Origin of the sequence: Methylobacterium phyllostachyos (assembly GCF_900103445.1) — a bacterium.
In the GTDB taxonomy this organism is placed as follows: Bacteria; Pseudomonadota; Alphaproteobacteria; order Rhizobiales; family Beijerinckiaceae; genus Methylobacterium; species Methylobacterium phyllostachyos.
Genome location: NZ_FNHS01000003.1, coordinates 64,492 through 83,997, shown reverse-complemented (window position 1 = coordinate 83,997; position 19,506 = coordinate 64,492). Strand labels below are relative to the sequence as shown.

Here is a 19,506-nt window from a genome sequence, read left to right as displayed (position 1 = left end):
AAGAAGAAGAAAACGCCCGGATGCTCGCGCTCGCCATCTTCCTCGTCACCCTCGTCTTCGTCATCTGGCAGCCGAAGGGGCTGGGGATCGGGTGGAGCGCCCTCGCCGGCGCCGGCGTCGCGCTGATCACCGGGGTGATCCATCTCGGCGACATCCCGATCGTCTGGCACATCGTCTGGGACGCCACCTTCACCTTCGTGGCGCTCATCATCATCTCGCTCCTGCTCGACGAGGCCGGGTTCTTCCATTGGGCGGCCCTGCACATCGCCCGGTGGGGCGGCGGCCGGGGCCGGCGGCTGTTCCCGCTGGTGATCCTGCTGGGTGCCGCGATCGCGGCGTTCTTCGCCAATGACGGAGCGGCGCTGCTGCTGACGCCGATCGTGCTGGCGATCCTGCTGCGCCTCGACTTCAAGCCGGCGGCGGCGCTCGCCTTCATCGTCGCCTGCGGGTTCGTGGCGGATTCGACCTCCCTGCCGCTGGTGATCTCGAACCTCGTCAACATCGTCTCGGCCAACTTCTTCGACGTGACGTTCGGCCGGTACGCCGCCGTGATGGTGCCCGTGGACCTCGTGTCCCTGGCGGCGACCCTGCTGGTGCTGTGGGCCTATTTCCGGCGGGACGTGCCGGCGTCCTACCCGGTCGATGCGCTCGAACGCCCGGCCGCGGCGATCCGCGACCCGCTGGTGTTCCGGGCGGCCTTCCCGCTCCTGGGCGTCCTGCTGCTCGCCTACTTCGTCACCGCCCCGTTCGGGGTGCCGGTGTCGGCGGTCACCTGTGCCGGCGCCGCGGTGCTGCTGCTGCTCGCGAACCGGGGCGGCATCATCCCGATCCGCAAGGTGCTGACCGGCGCACCCTGGCAGATCGTCCTGTTCAGCCTCGGCATGTACCTCGTGGTCTACGGCCTGCGGAACGCCGGGCTGACCGACGAGCTCGCCAGGGGGCTGGTCTGGCTCGCCGGGCACGGCCCGTGGGTCGCCACGGTCGGCACCGGCTTCGCCGCCGCGATCCTGTCGTCCGTCATGAACAACATGCCGAGCGTGCTGATCGGGGCGCTCTCGATCCAGCAGGCGCCGGACCTGTCGCCGCTGACACGCGAGCTCATGGTCTACGCCAACGTGATCGGCTGCGACCTTGGGCCCAAGTTCACGCCCATCGGAAGCCTCGCCACGCTGCTGTGGCTGCACGTCCTCGACAGCAAGGGCCAGAGGATCACCTGGGGCCAGTACATGAAGGTCGGACTGGTCATCACCCCGCCCGTGCTGCTGGTCACGCTTCTGGCGCTGGCGGCCTGGCTGCCGCTGCTCGGCACGCGGTAATGGCCCCCCGATACGTCGCTAATTCGGCAATCGTCGAAATAGTGTCTTGACCGGTCATAGGTCATCGGCCAGCTTATTTCCATGAACCTCGAACAAGCCGCCAAGCAGCTTGAGGCCCTCGGCAACCCGACCCGCCTCGCCATCTACCGGACCCTGGTCCGGGCGGGTCATGCGGGCCTGCCGGTGGGCCAGGTTCAGGACCGGCTGGGCATCGCGGCCTCGACGCTGTCCCACCACCTTCACCGCCTGATCCTCACCGGCTTGGTCACGCAGGAGCGTCACGCCACCTCCCTCATCTGCCGGGCGGTCTATCCCGCGATGAACGATCTCGTCGGCTTCCTCGTGAATGAGTGCTGCGCGGACGCGGGCTGCGTCGGCACGAGCACGGCCGCCTGATTTTTTCGGTCCGTTAATTCGATATTTCTGGAAATAATGGAGGAAGCGATGATCGAGAGCTTGTCCCGTCTGCCGGTCGCGGTGATCGGCGCCGGCCCCGTGGGCCTGGCGACCGCGGCGCACTGCCTGGAACGCGGCCTGCCCGTAAAGGTCTACGAGGCGGGGGCGGCCGTCGCCGCGAACGTACGCGACTGGGGCCACGTCCGGCTGTTCTCGCCGTGGGAGTTCAACATCGACCCGGCGGCGCGGCGGATCCTGCTGGCGACAGGGTGGTCGGAGCCGCCCGCGGATGGCTATCCGACCGGGCATGAGTTGGTGGAGGCCTATCTCGCACCCCTCGCCGCCGCACCGGAGGTGGCCGCCATTGTCGAGACCGGCGTCCGCGTCCACGCCATCGGCCGCCACGGCATCGATAAGGTGATCTCCCGGGGCCGCGAGACGCGGCCCTTCGTGCTCGCGGCGACGGATGGGCAAGGCCGAGCGAGGCGCGACCTCGCCCGCGCGGTGATCGACGCCTCCGGGACTTGGGCGAGCCCGAACCCTGCCGGGGCCAACGGCCTTCCCGCCGCGGGCGAAGCCGACTTGGAGGATCGGATCACCTACCGCGTCCCGGATGTCCTGGAACGGGAACGGGGCGTCTATGCCGGCAAGACGACGCTCGTCGTCGGAGGGGGGCATTCGGCGGCCAACGTGCTGCTGGACCTCGCCCGGCTGGCCGAGGATGCCGAGGGCACCGTAATCCTGTGGGCGACCCGCGGCTCGGATCTGACGCGGCTTTACGGCGGGGGCGCGAACGACAAACTCGCCGCGCGTGGCGCGCTCGGCAGCAACCTGCGCGCCCTCGTCGAGGGCGGCCGCGTCCGACTGACCAAGGGGTTCGCGGTGACGGGGGTGAAGCCCGAAGGGGGGAAGCTTTTGGTCGAAGGCGAGACGTGCTGCGGGCCACGCGTGCTCGGCCCGGTCGACAACCTTGTGGCCGCGACCGGCCAGCGGCCCGATCTGGCGCTCACCCGGGACCTCCGCCTCGACCTTGATCCTTGGCTTGAGGGCGCCCGCGCGCTCGCGCCGCTGATCGATCCGAACCTGCATTCATGCGGAACGGTCTATCCTCACGGCCATCGCGAGCTCGCGCACCCCGAACCGGGGTTCTACACGGCCGGCATCAAGAGCTACGGCCGTGCGCCGACGTTTCTGATGATGACGGGCTACGAGCAGGTGCGCTCGATCGTGGCTGCGCTGGACGGCGATTTGGCCGCCGCCGATGCCGTGCAGTTGACCCTCCCGGAAACGGGCGTGTGCTCGACGTCGCGCAGGGAATATGGCTGTTGTGGCGAGCCGGCCCCCGATCCTCGGACGGCGTCCTGCTGCGGGCAGGCGGCGTGAGCGAGGGTCGACGCTGGCCGGTGATCTCCGCCCTGGGGGTGATCGAGATCCTCGCCTGGGGGTCCTCGTTCTACCTGCCGGCGGTGCTCGCCGGGCCGGTGGCGGACGGCACCGGCTGGTCCCTGGCCTGGGTGGTCGGTGGGCTATCGCTCGGCCTGCTGGTCGCCGCGTTCGCCTCGCCGCACGTCGGGGCGGCGATCCATCGCCACGGCGGTCGCCCCGTCCTGGCGATGGCCGCGCTTCTGCTGACGGTCGGGCTCACCACGCTGGCCCTCGCGCCCGTTCTGCCGGTCTACCTCGCCGGCTGGCTGCTCCTCGGCCTTGGCATGGGCTGCGGGCTGTATGACCCGGCCTTCGCGACCCTCGGCCGGCTCTACGGCGCGGAGGCGCGGCCGGCGATCACGACGCTGACCCTGTGGGGCGGGTTCGCCAGCACCGTGTGCTGGCCGCTCTCCGCGTTCCTGGTCGCGCATGTCGGCTGGCGGGGGGCCTGCCTGGCCTACGCAGGCCTGCACCTCACGGTCACCCTGCCGCTTGTGCTCCTGCTGATCCCGAAGGCCCAGGCGCTGCCGGCTGGCACGGGGCATCGCCAGGCCGACACCGGACCGCTATCCGCGCCGGAGCGGCGTGCGTTCCTCCTGTTCGCGGGGGTGCTGATCCTCGGCGGCGCGATCATGTCGTTGGTGTCGGTCCACCTGCTGACGCTCCTGCAGGCGCGGGGCGTCGCGCTTGCGTCGGCGGTGTCCTACGGGGCGCTGATCGGCCCGGCGCAGGTCGGCGCCCGCATCGTGGAGATGTCGTTCAAGGGCCGCCACCACCCGCTCTGGACCCTAACCGCGGCCCTGGCGCTGGTCGCCCTCGGCCTGGTGCTGCTCGCCCTGGGCCTGCCCGGCGTCGGGGTCTGGCTCGTCCTCTACGGCGGCGGCAACGGGATCTACTCGATCGCCCGGGGAACGGTGCCTCTGGCCCTGTTCGGACCCGCACGCTACCCGCTGGTCGTCGGGCGCTTGGCGCGGCCGGGTCTAGTCGCGCAGGCGCTCGCCCCGCCGGCCGGCGCGTTCGTCCTGACCCACGCAAGCCCGGATGCCCTGTGGTGGATCCTGCTTGCGCTGGGCCTAGCCAACGTCGGCCTCGTAGGGGCTCTGTGGCGTTCACGGTAGCCTGATCTCACCGCATCGCTCTTCTCGACCCCTGGTTCGAACCTTCCCGCGGCGATCAGCGTACGACCGCTTACGGGAGGGGCCAATACCGCTCTGTTGGTCCGGGTTGGGTCGCCAGTGGAACGTCCGCTTCCCCAATACCTCACCCGAAGCGGTCATGCGGCTACCGACCCAACTGCGCCGTAGAAGCAGTCCGACGTCGTTCTCGAAAGCAGACATCGAAACTGGGCTCGCGCCGCCAAGGTACTCTTATGAGTGTTCGCCTTCCGAACTAGCGCCCCCCACTCGATCAATCCACAGTCTGCATCTGGACGACACTGCCGAGTTCACCGGGCTTGCCCGAGACCACCACGAGGTAGCGCCGGCTAGCGCCGGCATCCGTGCGGGTGACCTGTCGGATCGGGCCGATCGCGTTGACGATGGCCGCGCCGGCCGGGTTGGTCATGAAGGCGGCGAGCGGCTCCAGGCCGGTCGCTCCCTTCGGATTGGCGGCGAGCGCCAGCACGAAGGGCATTTTCGCGGGCAGTCCTGTGACCGCGGCCTGTAGCGTTTGCAGCACGCCTTGGTCGAACAGGGTGACCTGCGTCGCCGGCTTGTCATCGGAACCGGTGAGCGTCAGCGCGCTGGTCTTGCCGGCAGCACCCAGCGGCTGGAGGTTCTGCTTTCCGTCGCCCTCCGGCACGGCGTTCGGGACGTAGGCGACGCCCTGCGGACCCTGCCCGATCGGCACCTCAGCGATCACCGTGTTCGACGCCGTGTCGATCACCGCCGCCATGTCGGCGTTCTCCAGGCCGACATAGACGCGGCTGCCGTCGCCCGAGGGCCAGAGCCCGTGCGGCAGGGCGCCGGTCGCGATGGTGGCGACCTGAGAGAAGTCGTCGGTGCGGAACACCTTGAGCTGGTTCAGGCCGCCGATCGTCACGTAGGCGAACTGGCCGGCCTTGGTCGAGACGATGTTGACGTGGTTGGTGATCGGCCCGGTCTCGATCGTCTTCAGCGGCGCGAAGGGCGGACGCGCCGAAAACACTTGGGTGCGGCCGACATCCTTAAGGGTGAACCACACCTGCTTGCCGTCCGGCGTCGCGGCGATGTCGGGGCAGAACGGGCTCTCTTGCTTCACGCGGCCGACGATGGTGTGGGTCTTGGTGTCGATGACGACGGTCTCGGGGCTGAAGCTGGAGCAGACGTAGCCGTAGGCGCCGTCCGGCGAGAAGATCGTCATGCCGGGCCCGTTCGGTACGGTGATCCGGCGGCTCTCCTTGGCGGTGGCGGCATCGAGCACCGCGATATGGTCCTCGCCGCGCACGCTCACCCAAACCTCTCGGCCGTCCGGCGTGAAGAAGGCTTCGTGCGGCGAGCGGCCGACATAGGCGGTGTGGCGGACCGCGTTGGTCGCCGTGTCTATGAAGCTCACGGAGTTCGAACCGATCGAGACCGCGAGCAGGGTCCTGTGGTCCGGCGAGAAGCCCATGCCGTGAACCAGAAGCTGCCCGCGATAGAGCGGGCTCAGGTTCATCGGCGTCGGGTCGCCGAGCCGGATCACCCCGAGCAGGGTGTTGGCGGCGGGATCGACCACCGAGACCGTGTTGGAGAACTGGTCGGAGGTGTAGAACCGATCCTTGCCGCTAACCGGCACGTCCGGGGCGGAAGCTGCGCCCGGGGCCTGCCCGGCGAGCGCCGGGCCGGAGAGCAGCGCGAGGGCGAGGATAGTCAGGGCGGTCTTCATCGGCGGGTCTCCGAGGGCATGGCGGCGGGGGCTGCACTGTGGTCGTGGGAATGGGCCGCACCAGTCGATGGCTGCGGCGCTTTAGGAAGACTGGCGAGCGCACGGCGCATCACATCGATCTCCTGGCCCTGCTCGACGACGATTCCCTGCGCGAGGCGACGCAGGACCGGATCCTTGCCGTAGAGCAGCTCCGCCTTGGCCATCGCGATCGCGCCCTCGTGGTGGGGGATCATCATCGCGGCGAAATCGCGGTCGGGATCGCCCGAGGGCGGGACCATCATGTCGGCGTGCATCCGCGTCATCGACTGCGCCATCATCGCGTCGAACGACGTTGACGACGCGGCCGGAGGCTCGCTGGCGGCCAGCGTCGGGCGCATCATCATCCGGCCGCCGACGAGGCCGCTCGCCATCAGCGCCGCCGTCACGGCAAATCCCAGTGCTCCGCGCATGCGGCCTCCTTGCGATCCGGTATCAATGGAAGGGATGCCAGAGGACCGGCTTTATTCCGCGGCGGGGCCGAAAAAGCGTTCGCGCCGATGGGATCGCCTTTTTTCGTGTGTCAGCGGAATAAAGGCGCCCGTTTCGCATCCCTCCCGATGCGGTCATGCTCGACCGCGGGAGACTTCACCCATGCGCAATCTGCTGATCCGCACCGCCTTCGCGGCTATCGCCTTCTCCGCCGTGGCCGCCCAGGCCGCCGCGCCCGCCATGACGGCCGAGACCGCCAAGGGGCCGGCGCTCGTGGATGCCAAGAGCATGACCCTCTACACCTTTGACAAGGACATGGGCGGCAAGTCGATGTGCAACGGCCCCTGCGCCGCCAACTGGCCGGCCCTGACGGCTGCCTCCGGATCGGCGGCCTCCGGCGATTGGACGACGGTGACCCGGGACGACGGCACGATGCAGTGGGCCTACAAGGGCAAGCCGCTCTACACCTTCGCCAAGGACACCAAGCCGGGCGACACCACCGGTGACGGCTTCCTCAACGGTGCGTGGCACATCGCAAAGCCCTGATCGGTGAATGCCCGGATCGGCTCCCTCTGATTGGGACACGTCGTTGGACGAGATCGCCCCCCTGATCGAACCGCAGATCCCGGCCCTGCGGCGCTACGCGGTCGCGCTTCTTCGGGATCGCGAAGCGGCGGACGACCTCGTCCAGGACACCCTGGAGCGGGCATTGTCCGCCTGGTCCGGGCGTCGCCGCGACGGCGACCTGCGGGCGTGGTTGTTCACGATCGAGCGCAACCTGTTCCTCGCCGCCGTCCGACGCCGGGGCCGGCGCGGCGCCGATCTCGGCGCGGAAGCGTTGGAGCAGGTGCCCGATCCGAGCGCCGACCCGGGGGCAGCTTTGGGAGCCCGTGACGTACTCGCCGGGCTCGACACCCTGCCCGAGGAGCAGCGCTCGGTGTTGCTCCTCGTGGCGGTGGAGGACCTGTCCTATGCCGAAGCGGCACAGGTGCTCGGGGTGCCGCTCGGCACGGTGATGTCACGATTGAGCCGGGCGCGCACGCGGATGCGCGGATTTGTGGAGACGGGCCGGACAGGCCTGCTGAGGAGGGTTAAATGAGCGGGGATCCGCGCCCGGTCGGCGAGGACGATCTGCACGGCCTGATCGACGGCCGCCTTGAACCGGAGCGGCAGGCGCTGGTCGAGGCGTGGCTCGTGGGGAACCCCGCGCGTGCGGCTGAAGTCTCGACGGACCGAGTTCTGCGCGAGCGCCTGCGCGCCCGCCTCGCGCCGATCGCCGAGGAGGCGATCCCGGCGCGACTGCGGGTGGCCAACATCCGCTCGCGACACCTGTACCCTGGCGCACGCTGGTTCCCCATGGCGGCTGCGGCCGTGCTCTGCCTCGCGCTCGGCAGTGCCGGCGGCTGGGTTGGCCATGCCCTGCACGGTGTGCCCGCGGCGGCGGCGGTGGCGGAGGCACCGGCGACGCAGGACGCGGTCGCAGCCTTCCGCACCTTCGTGGTCGAGGCGGTGCATCCGGTGGAGGTGCGCGCCGACGAGAAGCCCCACCTCGTGACGTGGCTCTCGAAGCGTCTCGGTCACGCGGTCGCGGCCCCCGACCTCTCGGCGCAGGGCTTCCGGCTGATGGGCGGGCGCCTGTTGCCGGCCGGCACCGAGCCCGCGGCGATGTTGATGTACGACGACGACCGCGGCACCCGGCTGACGCTCTACAGCCGCGTCGGTGACGGCGACGGCCGCACGCTCTTCCGCTTCGCCCGCGAGGGCGACATCGCTGCCTTCTCCTGGGTCGATGGTGGCATGTCATACGTCGTCACCGGCCGCACCGACGAGGCCCGGCTGCTCTCCGTCGCGCAGGCGGTCGATGCGCACGTCCGCGGCCTCGCGCCGGATCGTCGGCAGCCATGACCCTCGATCAGCTTCGCATCTTCGTGGCGGTGGCCGAGCGACAGCACGTGACGCGGGCCGCCGAGGCGCTGAACCTCGTCCAGTCGGCGGTCAGCACGGCGATCGCCAACATCGAGGGGCGGCACGCGACGAAGCTGTTTCACCGGGTTGGCCGCGGGATCGAGCTGACCGAAGCAGGGCGCGTGTTCCTCGTCGAGGCCCGCGCCGTGCTCGCCCGGGCCGAGGCCGCCGAACTTGTGCTCGCCGACCTCAGCGGCCTACGACGCGGGACGCTGGCGCTTTTTGCCAGCCAGACCATCGCCAGCGACTGGCTGCCTCGCCACCTCGTCGCCTTCCGCCGGGCCTACCCTGAGATCGCTATCCGGTTGGCGGTGGGCAACACCACCGACGCCGCCGACGCGGTGCGCGCGGGGCAGGCCGAACTCGGCTTCGTCGAGGGGGCGCTGGACGATTCGACGCTCGCAAGCACGACCATCGCCCAGGACAAACTCGTCCTCGTGGTCGCCCCAAACCATCCCTTCGCCGGGGCGGCTGCACTCGCACCCGAAGACCTCGCCGGGGCCGACTGGGTGCTGCGCGAAGCGGGATCGGGAACCCGCTCGGCCTTCGAGGCGACCCTGGGTGCGGCCGGCCTTGCCGCGGCCCAGCTCCGGGTCATGCTCGAACTGCCCTCGAACGAGGCAGTGCGCGCCGCCGTCGAGGCCGGGGGCGGGGCCGCCGTCCTGTCCGAGACCGTGGTCGCCGCAGCGCTTCGAACCGGGACCCTGGTGCGGGCGGCGTTCGACTTACCGAGCCGGCCGTTCCGGGTGCTGCGCCACAAGGAGCGCTACCGCAGCCGGGCCGCCGACGCGCTTCTCGACCTGATCGCGACGGCGAACATCAAATGAGCGAGCCCGCGAAACCAGTGCCCCCCGACGACCCGCGGGTGAGGCTCGCCGAGGACCGGACGGTGCTGGCAGCCGAGCGTACGTTCGTGGCGTGGCTTCGAACCGGGCTCGCCTTTCTGGGCGTCGGCTTGGCCGCGCAGCGCTTCCTGCGGGAGGTGCTGGCGGTCTGGCCGCTGAAGGTGCTGTCGCTCACGTTGATCGGCTGCGCGCTTGCCTCGTTCGCCGGCGCCGCATGGCGGGACCGGGCGATCCGGGCGCGTCTCGCCCATGCCGAGATCCCGATGATGCCGCGCATCCTCACCATCGGGATCGCGGCCTTGCTGATCGCGATCTCGGGCCTCGCGGCCACCGCCTTGCTCTGGGCGTGATGATCAGGCCACGGTGACCCGCACCCGGTGCCATGCGGCGCTAAGGTAGCCCTTGTAGTTCCAGGTGTCGTCGGGGGCGGCCGGCTGGGTCTGGCCGGCGGAGTCCCAGGCCCGCACCGCAAGTTCGTGCTCGCCGGCCGTCAGCTCGCGCTCGATCTCCCAGAATGTCCACGCGTAGGGCGCGTCGGCATCGCGGTCGATCCGGGCCTGCGCCCAGCTGCGGCCGCCATCCGTCGAGACGTCGACGCGGGCGACCGCGCGGTCGCTGGCGATGGCATAGCCGCGGATCGCGTGCCGGCCGGCCTTCAACGCCGCGCCGCGGGCGGGCTCGCAGATCGCGCTGTTGAGCGGCATCGCCTCGATGGTGATGCCGTGGGCGGGGTCCGCGGTCTCGGCCGTCACGTCGGGCGGAAACAGCTTGTAGTCGTCGGCCTGCATCGGGTTGTCGGAGGGCCGGTCCTGCACCGTGATCCGGGCGAGCCATTTCGGGCTGCGGATGCCGGCAAATCCCGGCACCACCACGCGCAACGGATGGCCGTGCTCGGGGGCGAGAGGCTCGCCGTTCATCGCGAAGGCAAGCAGCGTCTCGGGCGCCAGCGCCTTGGCGAGAGGGATCGAGGCGCCGAAGCGCGTGTCCGTGTCCGCGATCCGGTCGTGGCTCTCGAAGGCGACGTAGCGCTCTTCATCTGCATCGATGCCGGCCGCGCGCAGCACCTCGGCGAGCCGCACGCCGGTCCATTCCGCGTTGCCGATGGCACCGGGCGCCCACGGGTCACCGGAGACCGGCGCCACCGCCAGCATGTCGGCCCGTCTGTTGCCGGCGCATTGCATCACCGCCGTGACGGTGGCGTGCGCAAAGCGCGCCTTGAGTTCCGCGAGGGAGAGTTCGAGCGGCATGGTGACCATGCCATCTACCGTCAGGCGGTAGCTGTCGGCGTCGAGGTCCGGGATGTCGCCGTGGCTGCGGACGTAGAAGTCGGCCTGTTCGGTGAGGAACGCCGCCCGCAGGCGATCGAGCGGCGGCTCGGCGTTGTAGGGCGCCTTTCCGTGGACGATGAGGCGGTCCTTGCGCTGGAACAGGCGGAGCATGGGGTCTTTGTCCTGCGTACTTGACATGTCGACGACGAGAACGCGCCGGGGGCGATAAGGCCCCCGGCGCGCGTCGCCTCAGGGCTTCATTGTCGAGACCACCGCATTCTTCGCGCGATCGACCACGGCGACGCTGAGATCGCGGTTGAGGACGTAGGCGCGGGCGTTGTCGGCCGAGAACGCGATCGCTTGGCGCGGCTCGTTCAGGCCGGTCACCGTGGCGACGACCTTGAGGGTGCCGGTGTCGATCACTGAGAGTGAGTTGTCCTTGAGGTTGCCGGAATAGACGAAGCGACCGTCCGGTGTCAGTGCGGCTCCGTAGGGGTCCTTGCCCACCTCCACCTCGGAGGTGACTTTGCGGGCGGCGATATCGACCACGCCGATGGTATTGCGGCCGCTGTTGGCGGCAAACAGCGTCTTGCCGTCCTTGGTGATCGAGATGGCGCGCAGCTTGTCGAACCCAGCGATCTCGCCGGTGATCTTGTTGGTGGCGGTATCGACCAACGTGATTTTGTCGCCGAGGAAGTTCGTCACGAACACGGTCTTGCCGTCGGGCGACAGCTTCACGCCCTGGCGCGGCTGCGCGAAGCCGGGAATCACGGCATCTGCCAGCATAGTCTTGGTGTCGAACACGGTCAGCGTGCTCGCGGCCTCGTTGTTGACGTAGAGCTTGCCCCCGTCGGCCGAGAGCACGGTGCCGAAGACCCCGGGCCCGGCGGCGAGAACGCCGGCTTCCTTGCCGGTGGCGGTCTCGTAGACCGTGATCCGGCCGGTGCCGCTGTCGGAGACGTAGAAGCGGGCGCCGTCCGGCGCGAACACGATGTTGCGCGGCGTGACGAAGCCGTCGAGGCGGCGCAGCACCGTGCCCTTGGCGACGTCGTAGACGACGACGGCGCTCTCCTCGCTGTTCGATACAGCGGCGACGGTCCCGGCAGCGTTCAGCGCCAAGGCGTTGTTCTTGATCGCGCCGTCGAAACCAGCGGCGGACCCGGGCTGGCCCTGGGCGAGAAGCAAGGCAGCTCCGGCGAGGAAGGCGCGGAGACTGGTGCGGATATGGGTCATGAAGCGGGTCTCTTGGGCATGCGCGCTCGTTCGGCGGCCGGGGCCAGCCGTGCGGGCGGGTTCGAAATCGGATTGCGTCGTGCGGGACCGGTCCGGCCATGCATCGCCTTAAGGAGATGCCAGCGAGGGCGGTCTATTCCCCGAGGCCGGCGAAAAAACGCGGCGGCCTCGGGATTCGGGAGTTCAGGGGGTCGGCTTCAACGCCGTGAGGTAGTCGACGATGGTCTGCACGTCGGCCTGATCGACCGGAGCCTTGTAGATGTGGACCATCTTGTTCACGGTCTCGGTCCACTGCGCCTTCGTGAGCTTGGGCTGGGTCAACACCATCCCGGCCGAATGGCAGGCGAGGCAGTTGTTGTTGACCGCCTCGGCCCCGGGCCCGTCGGGGAAGATCCGGTCGGAGGTCGGCATCTCGATCGATTGCGAGGTGAAGCGCATCGGCTCGGGAGCCGGGGCGGCGAGCGCCACCAGGGGAGACAGTATGAGCGCGACGCTGAGGGCTGCAGAGCGGATCGGGGTCATGGCTGTTCTCCTCAAGCGGCCTGGAAGGACACGGTTTCTATACCGTTCTGCATGAAGCCGGCCCCGTTCCAGACCCGGTCCGTGGGCTGCGCGACGCCGTTGGTGTTGGTGCAGCGGACCTTCACCGTGTGGGTGCCGGCGGCCAACGCCGGCAGGCTGCCCTCGAAGCGGCGGAAGCTGTAGGGGCCCTCGTCCGCGCCGAGCTGTGCTGGAAACCACGTCGCGCCGCCGTCGCCGGAGAAGTCGACCGCCTTCACCCCGCAATCGCCGCCGAAAGCGATGCCGCGCAACGCCACCGGCGCGCCGGCCGTCACCTTGGCGCCATCCTGCAGGTTGGTGACGAACGAGCGCGGTACCATCTTGTTGATCGGCACCGTCTTGAAGCCGGTCTGGCCGGGCTTGATGTTGGCGCCCGGCACGTCCGGGATGCGGTAGGCGGTCTTCATCCAGTACTGGTCGTCGGGCTTGTCCAGCACCTCGATCTCCGACAACATCTTGACCCAGTAGGTCGAGTACCAGCCCGGCACCACGAGGCGAAGCGGGAAGCCGTTGAGAAGCGGCAATTGCTCGCCGTTCATCGCGTAGGCGATCATCACCTCACCGTCGTTGGCGTGGTCGAGATCGAGCGACTTCTTGAAGTCCGGCGCGTCGTCCACGACCGGCTCATCGAGGCCGCTGAAGCGCACCTGCACGGCACCGGCCTTCACCCCGGCCTTTTCGAGCACGTCCTTGAGGCGCACCCCGGTCCAGCGGGCGTTTCCCATCGAGCCGTTGGCCCATTGCGCGCCGGGAACCCGCGGCTCGAACAGCCCGCGGGAGTTGCCCGAGCACTGGTTGACCGCGGCGATCTCGAAGCGCGGCAGGCCGGCGATGGCATCGAGGGAGAGCGAGAGCTCCTTCTCGACATGACCGTGGACCTTGAGACGGAAGGTGCCGGCATCAACCTCGGTTGGGATCGAGGCCCAGTGCCAGCGCACGTAGAAGCGGTCGTTGGGGGTGAACACGCCCTCATCGAACACCGCAAACGGCGTCTCCAGCAGCGGCGGATGGGTACGCTGGAGGATCATCTCGCCCTTGCCGGGAAAGGCCGTCGTGAGATCCCGCACATCCGGGCCGCCGGGTAGCGGCAGCTTCACCGAGCCCGCGGCCCAGGCCGGCATCGCGGCGGCAAGGCTGCCGAGCCCGAGCCCGCCCAACAGGAGGCGGCGGTTCGTCGGTCTTTCCAATCCGTGCATCGTCTCTCCCTTCAAAGTTCGTCGGCGTCGATGCGTTCGAGGGCACCGGACCCGTGGCGATTCCTTGCGACTAGGGAGATGCTACGGGATGCGTTTAATTCCCACCAACGGTCTTTCGCGATGCGAACGATCTCCCAATGCGATGATTTGAGAATTTTGGATCTCCGCGCCGGTGGTGCCAGATATCGTCTCGACGTCAGACCGCCGGTGCTTCGACAGGCGCGGTCCTGCGACACCCGAACAAGGCGTGACGCTCGGCGAAACCGCGAAGGGCGACAATGCCGAGCGGTTCGAGGGCATGCGCCAGGCCGTGGAGGAAGGTGTCGGTGGCGATCAGCGGCGTGTCGTAGGTCTTGCACAGGCGCTCGACGCGAGCGAGCACGTTGAGATCGCGGCCGATCGCCGTGAAGTCGACCCGGTCGCCGCCGCCGATATTGCCGTAGGCGACCTCCCCAACATGAAGTGCGACGCCGACCTCAAAGGCAGCCCTGTCACCGTCGCGCAGGGTCGCAAGCGCATCGAGTGCGGCCTCGGCGGCACGCAAGGCGGCACGGCGCGCCTCGGCCTCGTCGCGATCGGCATCGAACACGGCCAACAGCCCGTCACCAATATACTTTAGCACCTCGCCGCCTTCCGCCTCGACGGCCGGCACGATGGCATCGAACATCCGGTTGAGGGCGGCCACGACATGGTCGGGGCTTTGCCGGTCGGACAGTTCACCGAACCCGCGCAGATCGGTCAGCATCATCGCGGCCCGCATGAGGCGTACGTCGCCGCGCCGCACTGTGCCGGCCAGGATTTGCCGCGCCGGGTCGCGCCCGACATAGGCGCTCAGGACCGCGCCAAGCATGTCGTCGAGCGCCTTGATTTCGAACAGCAGCGAGAACGGCTCGACCAGCGCTAGCAACGTCTCGATCTCGATCGGCGTGAAGCCGCCCGGTCTCGCCGTGGCCCAGGAGGCGGCACCCATGCGTCCACGCGCGGCGTGCAGCGGCGCGATGAGGTAGTCGGTCAGACCCTCGTTGCGAAGCTCGCCAAGCACGGGAAACGGCAGCGGCCCATCCCCGTCGAGACGGCATTGGAGTGGGGTCCGCGTCTCGACCACGTGCTCGACGGTGTTGCCGTGGAAGGTCGGCGTGCCCTCGATGCCGTGGCGGCGACGCAGGGCTAGGCTCGACGTTCCTGGATGCCAGACGCGCATCACCCACCGGAACGACGGATGCAGGGTCGGCGCGTGGGTGGTGGCGCGGGCCAGCGGCAGGCCGAGCCCCGAGAGGCACGCACTGAACCCATCGAGAAGGGCTGCCGCGTCCACCGCTTCGCGACCCGGCCCCATCAACCATCCCGTCGCCTGCGCGACTGCCTCGGATGAAGATTGGGACGAACGTGTCACGGCAATTCTTCCATCAAGGGGTCGGATCGATGCCATAGCGCGGATCAGACGAGGCCGAGCACATGGATCAGGCCGAGGCTGACGGCGCCGAGGGCAAGGAGCGAGACGACCACAGCGAGGGTCACCCGCGCCCCGGCCTTGGCGACGCTGCGCACGTCGACCCCGAGGCCGAGTGCCGCCATCGAGACTACGGTCAGCACGTTGGCGGTCTCCGACATCGGCGCGAGCGCGACTTGCGGGATCAGCCCGGCCGAGCGGAGTCCCGCGAGCGCCAGGAAGGCGAGGATGAACCACGGCACCAGGCGGTGGATCGCGAGGCCGCCGGGGGCCGGGCGGTCGCCGGTTGTGACGCCGGGGGCGGCCTCGTCGGTCTCCTCGCGCAGCCGGCTCGCGCCGAGGGAGAGCATCAGAACGACCGGCCCGAGCATCAGCACCCGGACGAGCTTCACCAGGGTTCCGACCTGGACGCTGAGCGCCGCGACCGGCGCGGTGGCGGCGAGGACCTGCGGCACGGCGTAGACGGTGAGGCCGGCGAGCACGCCGTACTGCATCGGCGACAGGCCGAGCAGCGGCACCAGCAGCGGCAGGCCGAGCACCACCAGCACGCCCAGCACCGCGGTGAAGGCGATGGAGGCGGCGACGTCCTCGCCGTCGGCGCCGATCACCGGGGCGGTGGCGGCGATCGCCGAGTTGCCGCAGATCGAGTTGCCGCAGGCGACGAGGATCGCCATGCGCGAATGCAGTCCGAGCGCCCGGCCGATGCCGTAGCTCGACAGGATCGCGACCACGACGACGCCCGCGATGCCGAAGAGCAGGCCCGGGCCGGCGGCGAGGATCGTCGCGAGGCTGAGCGACGCGCCTAGCATTACGACCGCGATCTCCAGCACGGTCTTGGCCCCGAAGGCGATGCCGGGAAAGAAACGCTGCGACGGGGTCCAGGCGGTGCGGATCGCGCTCCCGAGGAGGATCGCCAGCACCAGGGCTTCGAGCCAAGCGCGACCGAACAGGTGCGTCTCGACGGCTTCGAAGCCGACCGCTGCGGCGGTAACTGCCACGCAGAGGCCCAGTCCTGGAAGGATGGCTCTCGTGCCGGCCAGGGCACGCATCGATCGAGGGTGGGAGACAAGTCTGGGGGCGGACATGGGTGGCTCCGATGTGATGCCGGAGAATCCCACTTCCCTTTCATTCACTCCAACGGAATGATTAGATAATTCCCATCACTTAATTAGATCAAATGGGGATCCCTTCGAAGCGTGAGGCGACCCATTCTTGGGGGCCTACAGGCGGATTCAACCGTCGATCCAGCGGGCCTCGATCGTCGTGTCCGCAGCAAACTCATAGATCCTGACGGAGCCCGTCGCGAGTTCGAGTTGCTCGACCTCCGCCGGGCTGAGGTCGTCGAGCGCCATAACGAGCGCCCGCAGGCAATTACCGTGGGCGACGACGAGCACGTCCCCGCCCATGACCGCCGGTAGGATGGATCGGAGGTAGCATGGCACGATGCGGGCGACGGTATCGCGCAGGCTCTCACCGTTCGGCGGCGCCTCGGCGTAGGAGCGCCGCCAGGTCTCGATCCGCTCCGCCCCCCAGCGCGCATCGGCGGCGGTCTTGTCGAGCCCGCTGAGGTCGCCGTAGTCTCGCTCGTCGAGCGCGGCGAAGCGTTGAGGGATTAATCCGGGTTGCCCGAGCGTATCGAGGATAAGCCGGCCGCTCACGACGGCCCGCGTCAGCGTCGAGGTGAAGGCATCGGAAAAGCGCCAGCTGCGCTCGGCCAAACGCCGCCCGGCTGCCACGGCTTCTATCCGACCCTGCTCGGTCAAGGGCGAGTCCAGCAATCCCGTGAACAGACCGGATCGGTTGGCTACGCTCTGGCCATGCCGGACCAGCACGAGACGTCGCGTGATTGGGGCTTTGCGATCGTGAATCACTCTGTCTCCCAAGGCAACGCACTTTCGCGTCGGTCGCATCGCCTCTGATGAAAACGGCATCCGGCTTTTACGAACTTCGACCCTGAGATGGGTTGGACCGTCCATCCGGAGACGGCGATTCATCCTAGGTCCGCTTTAGAACGTCTTGCGACCGAAAGCAGCCAAGCTGCTTCCCACCCGATCCGGCCGTTCATCAGCGGAAGTCAGCGTACTCAGAACTGGCCAAAAGCGTCCGGTCCGGGCTGCTTGGGGACGGCAAGCCTAGCATCGTCCCCATTTGCGGAAACGGGCGCCTGGGCGTCCCCACTGGATCCGCGCCATCCGCGAGGGGTTACTACCCAGGCTGTGGTCGTTTCGCCACTGGGTTGTAAATCCAACCGCTCCGTAACTCAGCGGCATTGTGACCGGTTGGCGACCCTCGTATCGTTCACGGAAACGGGAGACGGGTCTACGGCGGCCCCAAAATTCCCTGCTACCAAGCGGGTTGTGCCACCGTGAACCTGATTGCACGCATGCCGGGGTTAGCAGAGGCGTCGGTTACCTCAACCGCCGAAATCTTTCTCGACTCGAACGCCACCACGCAGCCATCACCCGGAGTGGTGGCAACTGTTGTGACAGCCATGGCAGCGGGGCCACTCAACTCGGCGAGCGTGCACGGAAGGGGCGTCCAGGCGCGTGACCTAGGCATCGCCGCTAGGGATGCCATCACGCTTCTCGTCGGGGGCTGTTACCCAGAAGGCGTCTGCTTCACGTCGGGGGCGACGGAGGCGAACAACATCGTTCTCGGGCCGATCCACTGCGATGAGGAGACAACCCTGCTTGTTTCATCGGTAGAGCATGCTTCGGTCTTGCGACCGGCTGAGCAGGCACGACGCCGTGGTTGCGACGTACGCATCTTGCCCGTCGACGGGAACGGCTTGGTCGATCCTGACGCGGTGCGCGTCGAGGCGGGCACCGCGCGGGAACGCCTCGTCGTGTCTATCCAGTGGGCCAATAGCGAGACCGGCATCGTCCAGGCGTTGGCGGAGATTGCGCGCGAGGTGCGACTGGCGCGCGAGACGTTCTTCCACTCCGATGCGGTGCAGGCCCTGGGGAGGGTGCCCGTCAACCTTACGGCGGTGGACGTCGACGCGATCTCAGTGACCGCACACAAGATGCATGGGCCGCAGGGCATCGGTGCCCTGATCATGCGGGATCGGGATGAAAAAGTCCCTCCGCCGCTGATGTTCGGGGGGGACCATCAGGCAGGCCTCCGCCCCGGAACGGAGCCGGTCCAACTCGCCGCCGGCTTCGGATCCGCGGCAAGCGAACGGGCGGGGCGCCTCGACATTCATGCGTCCAGGCTTTTGTTCCTGAGGAACCTCTTCGAATCCGCCGTTAAAGAGATGATGCCTGACACCGAGATCAACGGATCAGGCGTCGCGCGCGTGCCCAATACTTCCAACATCCGGTTCCGCGGCGTCGACGGGGGCGCGCTCGTCGCCCAGCTCGACGACGCAGGAATACGTTGCTCGCAGGGAAGCGCCTGTTCGAGCGGCAGGCCGCAGCCCTCTCACGTCCTCCTGGCGATGGGGTTGCCGGACCGGCACGCCAACGAGAGTGTAAGGTTCTCGTTCTCGATCATGAACACCGAGGAAGAAGCGTTGCGGGCGGCCGAGGTCGTCGCAACGACCGCCAAGTCCATGCAGGGCCGCATGTCATGGTGAGCCCGGCGACCGTTCGTTACCGGTACGGCAGGCACGAGACCTTCGCGGTCCGGTATGGCTGGCTGACGAAGGCGGCGTATCAGGTCGAAGAGCAAGGCGGCCTCGATGCCTCGCTTGAGACCGCGGACGAGCTCGGCCTCGGCAGCAAGATGATCCAGTCGCTCCAGTTCTGGGTCGAGGCCATGGGCTTGGTCCAGACGCAGGAGCGTGCCGCCGGCGCTACCGAACGACAGCGGTTGACAGACCTGGGCGCACTCGTCTGGCGGCATGACCGCTACCTTGAGTACCCTGCGACGTGGTGGTTCCTGCACATGGAGCTTTGCTCTGCGCCCGGGACCGTCTGGTCGTGGTTCTTCAACGAGTTCGAAGAGCGCCACTTCGACCGCAATGCATGCGTCGACGCTTTCCTGCGCCATACCCGAGAAAAGGCACAGAACCCGGCCACCCCGGCGGTCGCGCAGAAGGACGTGGCGTGCCTTCTCGCAGCGTACGCGGCCCCCATGGCCGCCGAGACCGCCGATCCCGAGGACGGGGTCGCATCGCCACTCAGGGAGCTCGGCCTGATTCTGCGGCACGACCAGGTGCACCGGTTCGAGCGCGTGCGTGCGCCCTTCAGGCTACCTCCGGAAGCCTTCCTTGCCGCGGCCTCTAAGCTCGCGAGCGTCCTCGGAAAGGGATCGCTCTCGCTTGAGGAGCTTGCCCGCAGGCCAAAAGGTCCCGGTCGGCTGCTCTGCCTTGGCTTCGAAAGCCTGGACGCAGCCGTCGAGGCCGCCTGCGACACCTATTGGAAGCAAGGGGTGAGGACCGAGCTCCTCGGCGCCGAACGGCATCTGCTCTTGCCGGCCAAGGCGCCGGTCCACTGGCTCAAGGACCATTATCGTCGCCTGGGGCTGGTGAAATGAGATCTGCCACGTTTCTCCGCTCGATCAGGCTCCGTGACGACCTGACGGAGCCGCAAAGGC

20 protein-coding genes are annotated in these 19,506 nt (G+C 68.5%); 11 read left to right on the top strand and 9 right to left on the bottom strand.

The window, feature by feature from the left end; genetic code table 11:
* Positions 1-20: 20 nt before the first annotated feature.
* From BLQ49_RS05550 to BLQ49_RS05535, 4 genes are all read left to right on the top strand, one after another.
* A complete protein-coding gene (locus BLQ49_RS05550; protein ID WP_091714028.1) occupies positions 21-1,316 on the top strand; it encodes an arsenic transporter in 1,296 nt (431 codons plus the stop codon).
* An 81-nt stretch (positions 1,317-1,397) separates the two neighbouring features.
* A complete protein-coding gene (locus BLQ49_RS05545) occupies positions 1,398-1,712 on the top strand; it encodes an ArsR/SmtB family transcription factor (RefSeq protein WP_020093900.1) in 315 nt (104 codons plus the stop codon).
* A gap of 48 nt (positions 1,713-1,760) precedes the next feature.
* On the top strand, positions 1,761-3,095 hold the full coding sequence (locus tag BLQ49_RS29530; RefSeq protein ID WP_167627638.1) for an NAD(P)-binding protein: 1,335 nt from the start codon (positions 1,761-1,763) through the stop codon (positions 3,093-3,095).
* Positions 3,092-4,255, top strand: coding sequence for an MFS transporter (locus tag BLQ49_RS05535; RefSeq protein WP_091714501.1), 1,164 nt, complete (start codon positions 3,092-3,094; stop codon positions 4,253-4,255). Before BLQ49_RS29530 ends, BLQ49_RS05535 begins: the two co-directional genes overlap by 4 nt.
* A gap of 289 nt (positions 4,256-4,544) precedes the next feature.
* Here BLQ49_RS05535 and BLQ49_RS05530 read toward each other — a convergent pair whose 3' ends face one another.
* Positions 4,545-5,981 carry a YncE family protein gene (locus BLQ49_RS05530; protein ID WP_091714024.1) on the bottom strand — a complete coding sequence of 479 codons (1,437 nt, stop codon included), beginning with the start codon at positions 5,979-5,981 and terminating at the stop codon, positions 4,545-4,547.
* The gene (copM, locus tag BLQ49_RS05525; RefSeq protein ID WP_091714023.1) at positions 5,978-6,430 is read right to left on the bottom strand and encodes a CopM family metallochaperone; all 453 of its coding nucleotides are present in this window, start codon (positions 6,428-6,430) and stop codon (positions 5,978-5,980) included. Before copM ends, BLQ49_RS05530 begins: the two co-directional genes overlap by 4 nt.
* Before the next feature lie 181 nt (positions 6,431-6,611).
* On the opposite strand from copM, the gene BLQ49_RS05520 reads away from it, so the two are divergent.
* The 5 genes from BLQ49_RS05520 to BLQ49_RS05500 are packed head-to-tail and all read left to right on the top strand — an operon-like array spanning position 6,612 to position 9,609.
* A complete protein-coding gene (locus BLQ49_RS05520; protein WP_007557741.1) occupies positions 6,612-6,995 on the top strand; it encodes a COG4315 family predicted lipoprotein in 384 nt (127 codons plus the stop codon).
* 43 nt (positions 6,996-7,038) lie between these two features.
* Positions 7,039-7,548 (top strand): RNA polymerase sigma factor, encoded by a 510-nt coding sequence (locus BLQ49_RS05515; RefSeq protein WP_007557743.1) that lies wholly within the window; start codon positions 7,039-7,041, stop codon positions 7,546-7,548.
* A complete protein-coding gene (locus BLQ49_RS05510; RefSeq protein WP_007557745.1) occupies positions 7,545-8,354 on the top strand; it encodes an anti-sigma factor family protein in 810 nt (269 codons plus the stop codon). Before BLQ49_RS05515 ends, BLQ49_RS05510 begins: the two co-directional genes overlap by 4 nt.
* On the top strand, positions 8,351-9,241 hold the full coding sequence (locus tag BLQ49_RS05505) for a LysR family transcriptional regulator (RefSeq protein ID WP_091714021.1): 891 nt from the start codon (positions 8,351-8,353) through the stop codon (positions 9,239-9,241). Before BLQ49_RS05510 ends, BLQ49_RS05505 begins: the two co-directional genes overlap by 4 nt.
* Positions 9,238-9,609: a YidH family protein gene (locus BLQ49_RS05500; RefSeq protein WP_007557749.1), complete on the top strand. Its 372-nt coding sequence runs from the start codon at positions 9,238-9,240 to the stop codon at positions 9,607-9,609. Before BLQ49_RS05505 ends, BLQ49_RS05500 begins: the two co-directional genes overlap by 4 nt.
* 3 nt (positions 9,610-9,612) lie before the next feature.
* Here the strand turns inward: BLQ49_RS05500 and BLQ49_RS05495 are convergent, their stop codons facing one another.
* The 7 genes from BLQ49_RS05495 to BLQ49_RS05465 form a co-directional block, all read right to left on the bottom strand.
* Complete coding sequence (locus BLQ49_RS05495; protein WP_007557751.1) at positions 9,613-10,698, bottom strand: sulfite oxidase; 1,086 nt, start codon at positions 10,696-10,698, stop codon at positions 9,613-9,615.
* 78 nt (positions 10,699-10,776) lie between these two features.
* Positions 10,777-11,760 carry a beta-propeller fold lactonase family protein gene (locus BLQ49_RS05490; RefSeq protein ID WP_007557753.1) on the bottom strand — a complete coding sequence of 328 codons (984 nt, stop codon included), beginning with the start codon at positions 11,758-11,760 and terminating at the stop codon, positions 10,777-10,779.
* 183 nt (positions 11,761-11,943) lie between these two features.
* On the bottom strand, positions 11,944-12,282 hold the full coding sequence (locus BLQ49_RS05485) for a c-type cytochrome (RefSeq protein WP_007557755.1): 339 nt from the start codon (positions 12,280-12,282) through the stop codon (positions 11,944-11,946).
* 11 nt (positions 12,283-12,293) lie between these two features.
* Positions 12,294-13,517: a molybdopterin-dependent oxidoreductase gene (locus BLQ49_RS05480; RefSeq protein ID WP_007557757.1), complete on the bottom strand. Its 1,224-nt coding sequence runs from the start codon at positions 13,515-13,517 to the stop codon at positions 12,294-12,296.
* Between the two features lie 196 nt (positions 13,518-13,713).
* A complete protein-coding gene (locus BLQ49_RS05475; RefSeq protein ID WP_007557758.1) occupies positions 13,714-14,853 on the bottom strand; it encodes an adenylate/guanylate cyclase domain-containing protein in 1,140 nt (379 codons plus the stop codon).
* Between the two features lie 101 nt (positions 14,854-14,954).
* Positions 14,955-16,016, bottom strand: a complete 1,062-nt coding sequence (locus BLQ49_RS05470) for a YeiH family protein (protein WP_091714018.1) — start codon at positions 16,014-16,016, stop codon at positions 14,955-14,957.
* A gap of 183 nt (positions 16,017-16,199) precedes the next feature.
* Positions 16,200-16,814 carry a 2,3-bisphosphoglycerate-dependent phosphoglycerate mutase gene (locus tag BLQ49_RS05465; RefSeq protein WP_193375331.1) on the bottom strand — a complete coding sequence of 205 codons (615 nt, stop codon included), beginning with the start codon at positions 16,812-16,814 and terminating at the stop codon, positions 16,200-16,202.
* A gap of 518 nt (positions 16,815-17,332) precedes the next feature.
* Between BLQ49_RS05465 and BLQ49_RS05460 the strand changes: the two genes are divergently transcribed.
* Positions 17,333-18,544 carry a cysteine desulfurase family protein gene (locus BLQ49_RS05460; protein ID WP_143012209.1) on the top strand — a complete coding sequence of 404 codons (1,212 nt, stop codon included), beginning with the start codon at positions 17,333-17,335 and terminating at the stop codon, positions 18,542-18,544.
* Positions 18,538-19,446, top strand: coding sequence for a DUF4007 family protein (locus BLQ49_RS05455; protein WP_091714015.1), 909 nt, complete (start codon positions 18,538-18,540; stop codon positions 19,444-19,446). The genes BLQ49_RS05460 and BLQ49_RS05455 overlap by 7 nt, the downstream gene beginning before the upstream one ends.
* Positions 19,447-19,506 lie beyond the last annotated feature (60 nt).